Annotated in this window: 8 protein-coding genes; 1 reads left to right on the forward strand and 7 read right to left on the reverse strand. The window is 64.0% G+C overall.

Annotation, left to right across the window (positions count from 1 at the left end; translation table 11 throughout):
* Positions 1–2,129, forward strand: a 2,129-nt coding sequence (locus AC1DUU_RS14385) for an efflux RND transporter permease subunit (protein WP_476784087.1), incomplete at its 5' end; no start/stop codon positions are given.
* Positions 2,130–2,144: 15 nt separating this feature from the next.
* On the opposite strand, the gene AC1DUU_RS14390 is transcribed toward AC1DUU_RS14385, so the two are convergent.
* The 7 genes from AC1DUU_RS14390 to AC1DUU_RS14420 all read right to left on the reverse strand — a co-directional run.
* The gene (locus AC1DUU_RS14390) at positions 2,145–2,861 is read right to left on the reverse strand and encodes an ABC transporter ATP-binding protein (protein ID WP_476784088.1); all 717 of its coding nucleotides are present in this window, start codon (positions 2,859–2,861) and stop codon (positions 2,145–2,147) included.
* A complete protein-coding gene (locus AC1DUU_RS14395) occupies positions 2,842–3,606 on the reverse strand; it encodes an ABC transporter ATP-binding protein (RefSeq protein WP_476784089.1) in 765 nt (254 codons plus the stop codon). The genes AC1DUU_RS14390 and AC1DUU_RS14395 overlap by 20 nt, the downstream gene beginning before the upstream one ends.
* Positions 3,603–4,610: a branched-chain amino acid ABC transporter permease gene (locus tag AC1DUU_RS14400; protein ID WP_476784090.1), complete on the reverse strand. Its 1,008-nt coding sequence runs from the start codon at positions 4,608–4,610 to the stop codon at positions 3,603–3,605. Before AC1DUU_RS14400 ends, AC1DUU_RS14395 begins: the two co-directional genes overlap by 4 nt.
* On the reverse strand, positions 4,611–5,474 hold the full coding sequence (locus AC1DUU_RS14405; protein ID WP_476784091.1) for a branched-chain amino acid ABC transporter permease: 864 nt from the start codon (positions 5,472–5,474) through the stop codon (positions 4,611–4,613).
* A 65-nt stretch (positions 5,475–5,539) separates the two neighbouring features.
* On the reverse strand, positions 5,540–6,712 hold the full coding sequence (locus AC1DUU_RS14410) for an ABC transporter substrate-binding protein (RefSeq protein WP_476784092.1): 1,173 nt from the start codon (positions 6,710–6,712) through the stop codon (positions 5,540–5,542).
* A 157-nt stretch (positions 6,713–6,869) separates the two neighbouring features.
* Complete coding sequence (pobA, locus tag AC1DUU_RS14415) at positions 6,870–8,042, reverse strand: 4-hydroxybenzoate 3-monooxygenase (protein ID WP_476784093.1); 1,173 nt, start codon at positions 8,040–8,042, stop codon at positions 6,870–6,872.
* 87 nt (positions 8,043–8,129) lie between these two features.
* The coding region (locus tag AC1DUU_RS14420; RefSeq protein WP_476784094.1) for a 3-carboxy-cis,cis-muconate cycloisomerase at positions 8,130–9,131 on the reverse strand (1,002 nt) is incomplete at its 5' end.

The raw sequence follows: 9,131 nt of genomic DNA on the forward strand, positions 1-9,131 counted from the left end.
GCGTGCATCTCGTTGCCGACCAGCCGGTGATTGTCGAGGAAGCGGTTTCGGGCTTCACCCGCGCGCTTTTCGAGGCGGTGGCGATCGTGCTCGCCGTCTCCTTCGTCAGCCTCGGCATGCGTGCCGGTTTCGTTGTCGCGMTGTCGATCCCTCTGGTGCTGGCGATCACCTTCCTGGTCATGGCCTATATGGGCATTTCGCTGCAGCGCATGTCGCTCGGCGCCCTGATCATCGCGCTCGGGCTTTTGGTCGATGACGCCATGATCGCGGTCGAGATGATGGTGGCGCGGCTGGAGGTCGGCGATTCACTGCGAAAAGCCGCGACCTATGTCTACACCTCGACCGCCTTTCCGATGCTGACCGGCACGCTGGTCACGGTGGCGGGCTTCATCCCCATCGGGCTCAACACCAGCCAGGCCGGCGAATACACCTATACGCTGTTTGTGGTGATCGCCGCGGCGCTGCTGCTGTCGTGGATCGTTGCGGTGTTGTTTGCGCCGCTGCTCGGCGTCACGCTGTTGCCGGCGACGATGAAAAAACACAGCGAGAAGCCAGGGCGCGTCGCTGCCGGCTTCTCGCACCTCCTGCATCTGGCTGTGCGCCGCCACTGGATCACCATCTTCGCCACAATCGCGGTGTTTGCCGTGTCGGTGTTCGGGCTGACATTCGTGCAGCAGCAGTTCTTCCCGCCGTCGGATCGTCCGGAACTGATCGTCGACTGGAACCTGCCGCAAAACAGCTCGATCGCCGAGACACGCGCCCAGATGGAGCGCTTCGAACAGATGGCGCTCAAGGGCAATGCCGACGTCGATCACTGGAGTTCCTACATCGGCCAGGGAGCGGTGCGTTTCGTGCTGGCCTATGACGTACAGCCGGCCAATCCCTATTTCGGCCAGACCGTCATCGTCACAAAGGATCTCGAAGCGCGGCACCGGGTGCAGCCGGCGATCGAAAAGATCCTGCGCGAACAATTTGTCGGCACTGATGCCTTCGTGAAGACCCTGGAGCTTGGTCCGCCTGTTGGACGGCCGGTGCAGTATCGCGTCAGCGGCCCCGACATTCAGATGGTACGCACGCTGTCGCAGCAATTCGCCACCCAGATCTCGACCAATCCGAAGCTGCAGGCGCCGAGCTTCGACTGGAACGAGCCGTCACGCGTGCTGAAAGTCGACGTCCTGCAGGACAAGGCGCGCCAGCTCGGCATCACGTCGCAGGACATCGCCAGCGCGATGAACAGCGTTGTCGGTGGTGTGGCCATCACTCAAGTGCGCGACGCAACCTATCTGATCAATGTCGTGGTGCGCGCCGAAGAGGCCGAGCGCGGCTCGATCGAGACGTTGCGCAACCTGCAGATCCCGACCGGAAACGGCGAGGCGATCCCGCTCGCCACCGTCGCCGACGTCCACTACGAGATCGAACAGCCGACCGTCTGGCGGCGCAGCCGCATGCCGACGATCACGGTCAAAGCCGGGCTGGTCGGCAACACGCTGCCCGACACCGTCGTTGCCGAACTGAAACCGACGGTCGACGCATTCATCGCCAAGCTACCTCCAAACTATGCGGTTGCCACCGGCGGCACGGTTGAAGAAAGCGCCAAAAGCCAGGGGCCAATCATTGCCGTTGTTCCGTTGATGCTGTTTGTCATGGCGACCGTCTTGATGATCCAGCTGCAAAGCTTCCAGCGGCTGTTCCTGGTCGTGGCCGTTGCACCGCTCGGCCTCATCGGCGTGGTGGCGGCGCTGCTGCCGACCGGGCAGCCCCTGGGTTTCGTGGCAGTGCTGGGCGTGTTGGCCCTTATTGGCATCCTGATCCGCAATTCGGTGATCCTGATCGTGCAGATCGAGGAACTGATCGCGACGGGCACCGACCGGTGGCACGCGATGATCGAGGCATCGGAGCACCGCATGCGGCCGATCGCGCTGACGGCGGCCGCAGCCAGCTTGGCGCTGATCCCGATCGCGCGCGAGGTTTTCTGGGCGCCGATGGCCTATGCGATGATGGGCGGCATCCTGGCGGGAACGGCGATCACGCTGCTGTTTTTGCCAGCACTCTATGTCGCCTGGTTCAGGCTAAAAGAACCAACGGAAAACGCACCGGACCAAGAACCCGCAGTGGTGCCGGCCGCATAGGCCCGTCCGCATGGGTCAGTGCAGGCCCCCGACGCCGAGCAGGCGCTCGACAATTTCCGGCTGCGCGGCAAGCTCGACGGGCGTACCCGACCAGGCAATCCGGCCCCGCTCGAGGATGATGGCGTGGTCGGCGAAATCGAGCGCGCTCTGGATGCGCTGCTCGACCAGAACGACCGTCATTTCGCCGCCCGAGGCGAGCTTCGAAAACACCACCATCAGCTCTTCGCAAATGACCGGGGCCAGGCCTTCCAGCGGCTCGTCGAGCAACAGCACGCTCGGCTTGCCGAGGATGCTGCGCGCGGTCGACAGCATCTGCTGCTCGCCGCCGGAAAGCTGGGAGCCGAGGTTCTTGCGGCGCTCCTTGAGGCGCGGGAACATGTCATAGGCTTCTTCGATCGCCGAGCGGTCGCGGCCCTTGAGCCCGACGAAGAGGTTTTCCTCGACGGTAAGCGAGGGAAAGATGCAGCGCGCCTGCGGCACGTAGCCGAGGCCGCTGCGGGCGCGCGCCGCGCTTTCCTGGCTGCTCATGTCCGTGCCGCCGAGGCGGATCGAGCCGCCATAGCGCTTGGTCTGGCCGGCGATGGTAGCGAGCAGCGTCGTCTTGCCCATGCCGTTGCGGCCGAGCACGGCAAGGCGCGAACCGGCAGCCACGGAGAAGCTGATGTCCTCCAGCACGCGCGTCGGGCCGTAGCCGGCGCTCAGGTCTTTGACTTCAAGCGGCGCTGCGGTCATTGGCGTAGCTTCCGAGATAGGCTTCGCGCACACGCGCATCCTTGGTGACATCCCCGGGCGAGCCGTCGAAGATGATGGCGCCGGCGGCGAGGACGATGACACGCTTGGCGAAGCGGAAAACGAGATCCATGTCGTGCTCGATCATCAGCACGGCAAGGTCGGATGGCAGGCCGGCAAGGGCAGCCTCGATGCGCGGCGTGTCGCTTTGCGGAACGCCTGCCGCCGGCTCGTCGAGCAACAGCACCTTGGGCTTGAGCGCCAGCGCCAGCGCAATCTCCAGCAGGCGCTGCTGGCCATAGGCGATCTCGCTGACCCTTCGGGTGGCGATGTGATCGAGACCAAGCGTGCGCAACAGCTCGGCAACCTCGGCCATGACATCTGGCATCGAGTGGAAATGGCCGAAGATGCGGCCAGTGCGGCCAGTGCGCTGCATGACGCCCAGTGCCAGGTGTTCTTCCGGCGTCATGTCGGGGAACAGGCGCGTGACCTGGAACGAGCGGACGAGGCCCTGGCGGACGCGCAGTGTCGGCCCAACTACCGTGACATCGTTACCGCCAAGCATGACCTTGCCGGAATCAGGTTCGAGATGGCCGGTGACCAGATTGACGAAGGTGGTCTTGCCCGCACCGTTGGGGCCGATCAGCGCCACGCGGTCGCCGGGGTTCATGGTGATCGAGACGTCCTGCGTGACAGCGAGGCCGCCGAAGGATTTTTTCAGGTTTTCGACCTGGAAGACGGGGCTCATTTGGCAGCACCCTTGAAACGATCGAGCAGCGTGAGTGCCGTGCCGTAGAGGCCGCGCGGCGCAAACAGCACGACAGCGATCAGCAGGGCACCGACGATGGTAAGCCAGTGGAACGGGTTGGCCGCCGAGACGAAGTCCTCGAACCACATGAAGCTGACGGTGCCGATGAGCGCGCCGTAGAGCGACCCCGTGCCGCCGAGCACCAGCATGACCAGCGCCTCGGCCGACAGCGTGAAGCTTAGCGAGTCGAGACCGACGACCTGGGTGGAGATGGCGTTGAGCGCGCCGCCGACGCCGGCGACCGCACCCGAGATGACATACATCTTGAGCAGCGTGCCCTGCACCGATGCGCCCATGGCGCGAATGCGGATCGGGTCTTCCTTGATACCGCGGCACAGCATGCCGAAAGGCGAGCGGGTGATCAGGCGCAGCACGATGAAAGCGATGACCACCAGTGCGACGGCGAAACCATAGGCCGTTCGGCCCCAGAGATCGAAGGCGAACATGCCGAAGATCGGATCAGGCGAGATACCGGACAAGCCATCGCTGCCGCCGGTATAGGCCGAGGCCTTGTTGGCGGCCTCGTGGAACAGGTGGACGACGGCGATCGACAGCACCAGTTGCGCCAGCCCATGGCCACGCAGGATGACCGCACCGGAGACGATTCCGGCGAGCGCGCCACCGATGGCGCCAACGACGACCATCAAAAGCGGATCAGTGATGCCGAAGTGCACGGCGGCAATGCCCGAGGCATAGGCGCCGGCGCCGAACAGGGCGGCATGACCAAGCGTGGCGACGCCGCAGAAGCCGGTGACGAGATCGATCGACAGAACCAGCAGGGCAACGCCGAGGATGCGCGTCAGCAGCGCCAGATTGTTGGGAAACAGGAAGTAGCCGATGGCGGCCACGGCCAGGATCACGGCCAGGCCGATGAGGTCGCGCACGAGCCAGTTCGGGCGCGCGGCGGCATCCTTGGCAGTGGCGGTGTTTTCGATGGCAGCCATCTACTTGCTCCTGCCCAACAGGCCGCGCGGGAAGACGCAGACGATCGCGATGACGGCGAGATAAAAGAAGAACTCGCCATATTCCGGCAAAAGATAGCGGCCGGTGGTGTCGATGGCGCCAAGCAGCAAGCAGGCAAGCAGCGCGCCGGGGATGGAGCCAGCACCGCCAACCGAAACGACGACCAGGAAAGTGACCATGTAGCGCAGCGCGTAATAGGGCTCGATCGGCAGAAGCTCGGCACCGACGATCCCTCCGAAAGCGGCAAGGCCGACAGCGACTGCGAAGCTGACCGCGTAGACGATCTTGGTGCGCACGCCCAGCGATGCGGCCATGGCGGCATTGTCGACCGAGGCGCGCAGCTTGACGCCGAAGGAGGTCTTTTCGATCAGGAACCACAGGGCACCCGCAACAGCCACGCCGCATGCGATGGCGAACAGCTTGTGGGCGGCAATCGAGCGGAAACCGAGATCGACCGGTCCGCGCAGCGTCTCAGGCAAAGGAATTGTCTTCAGCGTCGGGCCGAAGACATAGTTGGCGATGCCGATGACGCAAAAGGTGATGCCGATGGTCATCAGCACCTGGGTGAGTTCAGGCGCGCCATAGATGCGGCGATAGAGGAACCGCTCCACAGGTATGGCGATGATGATGGTGCCGACCACCGCGACAAGGATCGCCACGCCATAGCCGAAGCCGAGCGTTTGGGTGGCATAAGAGGCGATATAGCCGCCGATCATGGCGAATGCGCCATGGGCGAGGTTGACCACGCGCATCAAGCCCATGGTCACCGAAAGTCCAATCGAGATGACGAACAGCACCATGCCATAGGCAAGGGCGTCGATCCCAACACTGAAAACGGTTTGCATCGTTTTATCCAGCAGCAGCCCGGAAGCCAAGGTGGCGTCCGGGCTCTGTCGTTGGCGTAACGCTGTTACTTCGCAGCCGCAAGGCCGGGGTCGCCCTGCTTTTCGAAGGTCGCGATTTCCTTGTTGTAGTAGGTGCCGTCAGCGGCCTTGGCGACCTCGCGCAGATAGATGTTCTGCGTCATGTGACGGGTCTCGGGATCGATGGAAACCGGACCGCGCGGGCTTTCCCAGGCAAGGCCCTTGACGGCGTCGACCGCCTTCTGGGCGTCCTGCTTGCCGCCGGTCGCCTCGATCATCTTGTAGATGACGTGCATGCCGTCATAGGCGCCGACCGAAGGGAAGGACAGTTCGGCCGGGTTGCCGATCGCCTTGTGGGCCGCCTCGACGAACTTCTTGTTTTCGGCCGAGTCATGCGAGACGGCGTAGTGGAAGGTCGTCAGCAGGCCTTCGGCCGCCTGGCCGAGTGCCGGCAGGTCGGACTCCTGGGTCAGGTCGCCGGGTGCCAGGAACTGGATGCCGGCCTTTGCCAGGCCGTTTTCGTTGTAGGCCTTGACGAAGCCGAGTGTGGTCGGGCCCGACGGCAGGAAGGCGAACACGGCATCGGCGCCGGAATCCTTCACGCGCTGCATGATCGGGCTGAAGTCGTTGGTCGACAGCGGCAAGCGGATGGAATCGACGACCTCGCCGCCTTCGGCGGTGAAGGTGGTCTTGAAGGCGTTTTCGGAATCGACGCCCGGGCCGTAGTCGGAGACCACGGTGATGACCTTCTTGACGCCGCGCTCCTTGGCGACCTTGGCCATTGGCGCCGAGGTCTGCCAGGTGGTGAAGGAGGTGCGCACGATCAGCGGGCTCTTGGTGACGATCGCCGAAGTGGCGGCGTTCATGACGACCAGCGGCACATTGGCCTGCTCGAGCAGCGGGGTCACAGCCATGGCGTCAGGGGTGAAGTAGAAGCCGGCGAGATACTGCACGCCTTCCTTGACGACCAGTTCCTGGGCCAGCGCCTTGGACTGCGCCGGATCGGCGGCCGGCAGGTCGCGGTAGACGATCTCGATGTCGTTGTCGCCAACCTTCGTGCCGTTCAGCGCCATCCAGGCGTCGATGCCGGCCTTGAAATTCTTGCCCTGGATAGCGAACGGGCCGGAGAAAGGACCAACGACGCCAACCTTGATGGTGTCGGCAAAGGCAGCGCTGGAAAGCGCCAAAACCGCCAAAGCGGCCAAAACAGACTTCTTCAATTTTTCCTCCATGTGGTCGAGCCGGCACTGTCGGGCGCGCCAGTCTCGGTTTCTCCGTATCGTGCCAAGTGTCATGCTCGAAACGGTAATGTAAAATGAAAAGAAACGCACATCCTATRACCTGACGGATATGTGATCTGCTTGTTTCCTCAGTACATCAGTAGGGCAAACCAACGTAGTTTTCGGCGAGCGAGGCAGATGCCGCTTGCGAATGTACGAGATAGTCCAACTCGGCCTCCTGGATGCGCTGGCCGAAATCGTCGGTGTCGGGAAAGCGGTGCAGCATGGTGGTCATCCACCAGGAGAAACGCACCGCCTTCCAGACGCGCGACAGGGCCCGCGCCGAGTAGACGTCGATGCCGGCGCTCGACTTGTCCTGGTAGAACTCGCGCAGGCCATCATAGAGGTAGCGCACGTCGCTGGCGGCGAGATTGAGGCCCTTGGCGCCGGTGGGCGGGACGATGTGGGCAGCGTCGCCGACGAGGAACATGCGGCCGAAGCGCATCGGCTCGGCGACGAAGGAGCGCAGCGGCGCGATCGACTTTTCGAAGGACGGGCCAGTGACGACGCGTTCTGCGACCTCCGGTGGCAGGCGGAGGCGCAACTCGTCCCAGAAGCGGTCGTCGCTCCAGTCCTCGACCTTGTCGTCGAGCGGGCACTGGACATAGTAGCGGCTGCGGTGGGTCGAGCGCATCGAGCACAGCGCGAACCCCCTGGGATGATTGGCGTAGATCAGCTCGTGATCGGCCGGCGGCACCTCGGCCAGGATGCCGAGCCAGCCGAACGGATAGGCGCGCTCATAGGTCTTGATCGCGCCCTCGGGAACCGACTTGCGGCTGATGCCATGGAAGCCATCGCATCCGGCGATGAAGTCGCAATCGATGCGATGGGTGACGCCATCCTTCTCGTATGTGACGAAGGGCGCGTCGGTGTCGAAACCCTGCGGCGTAACGTTCTTGGCATCATAGATGGTGGTCAGGCCTTCAGCCTGGCGCTTGTCCATCAGGTCGTGCGTCACCTCGGTCTGGCCATAGACCATGACACGCTTGCCGCCGGTGAGGGCCGCTAGATCGATGCGGTGAAGACGGCTGTCGAAGGCAAGCGAGATGCCGTCATGCGGCAAGCCCTCGTCATGCATGCGCGCGCCGGCACCCGCCTCGTCGAGCAGATCGACCATGCCCTGCTCCAATACGCCGGCGCGGACGCGACCGAGCACGTAGTCGCGGTCGACGCGCTCGAGGATGACGTTGTCGATGCCGCTGTTGGCGAGCAGTTGCCCGAGCAGAAGACCCGAAGGGCCGGAGCCGATGATGACTACTTGCGTGCGCATTTGTTGTCCTTCTTGCCTCGCTGCCCATCCGTTGCGTGACCGTTTCGGCCAGCTATCGGCGGGGCGCTTGGTTGCCTGCGCCTCGGGCTAGGTGCCCGCCTTGGCGCCCATCGATTCGATCTGTCCGGCGAGCGTGTCGGCAAGCCTCAGAGATGCCGCCGTCGCCACCGCCATCTGCGGCAGGAGCAGCCATTCCAGCGTCCAGGCCGAGCCCGAGCGTTCCTGTTCATGCACCAGAGCGTGATGCATGCCCGAAAGCTGCGTCGCATTGAAACGTGCGAGCGTGACCAGCACTTCGGCTGCGACCGGGTTTTGCTTATGCGGCATGGCCGATGAGCCGCCGCCGCCGCTGAGCGCAATCTCGTCGCCGGACTGCGCCATCAGCGCGACATCCTGGCCGAACTTGCCGAGGCTGCCAGTGATCAACGACAACAGGCTTGCGAAATCGGCGAGCCGGTCGCGCTGGCTGTGCCATTGCGGGGCGTCGCCAAGCCCGAGCTTTTGCGCCAGCGCCTCGCGCACGGCGACCGCCTTGGGCCCAAGCTTTTCCAGCGTGCCGGCTGCACCGCCAAACTGGACCACCAAAAGCTCGGGGCGGATCGTAGCGAGGCGAGCGCGATGGCGTTCGAGCGGTTCGCGCCAGGCGCTGATCCGGTCGGCGGCAGTGATTTCGATCGCCGCCTGCATGCGCGTGCGGCCCATCAGGGGATTGGTGCCGAAACGCTGTTCGAGTGCGGTTAGCTTGGAGATGACACCTGCGAGCTGAGCGTCGAACCGGTCGGCAATCACCTTCAGGCGCAGCACCAGTGCCGTGTCGATGACATCCTGGCTCGTGGCGCCGAAATGCAGCTTGTCGCCATGCGGCTTGCCAATTGCCGCACGCAGCTGGCGCACAAGTTCGGGCACGACGACGCCATCGCGAGCAACGGCTTGCTTGAGCGCTGCCACGTCAGGAACAAACGAAGCCAGCGCCGAAACGATGGCCTCAGCGGCATCGCTGCCGATCACGCCTTCGGCCGCTTCCACCTCGGCAAGGGCGCGCTCGAACGCGACCATCGCCGCCAACTCCGCTTCCACGGAAAACTGGCG

The organism is Aminobacter sp. P4_H6_2 (assembly GCF_056400805.1).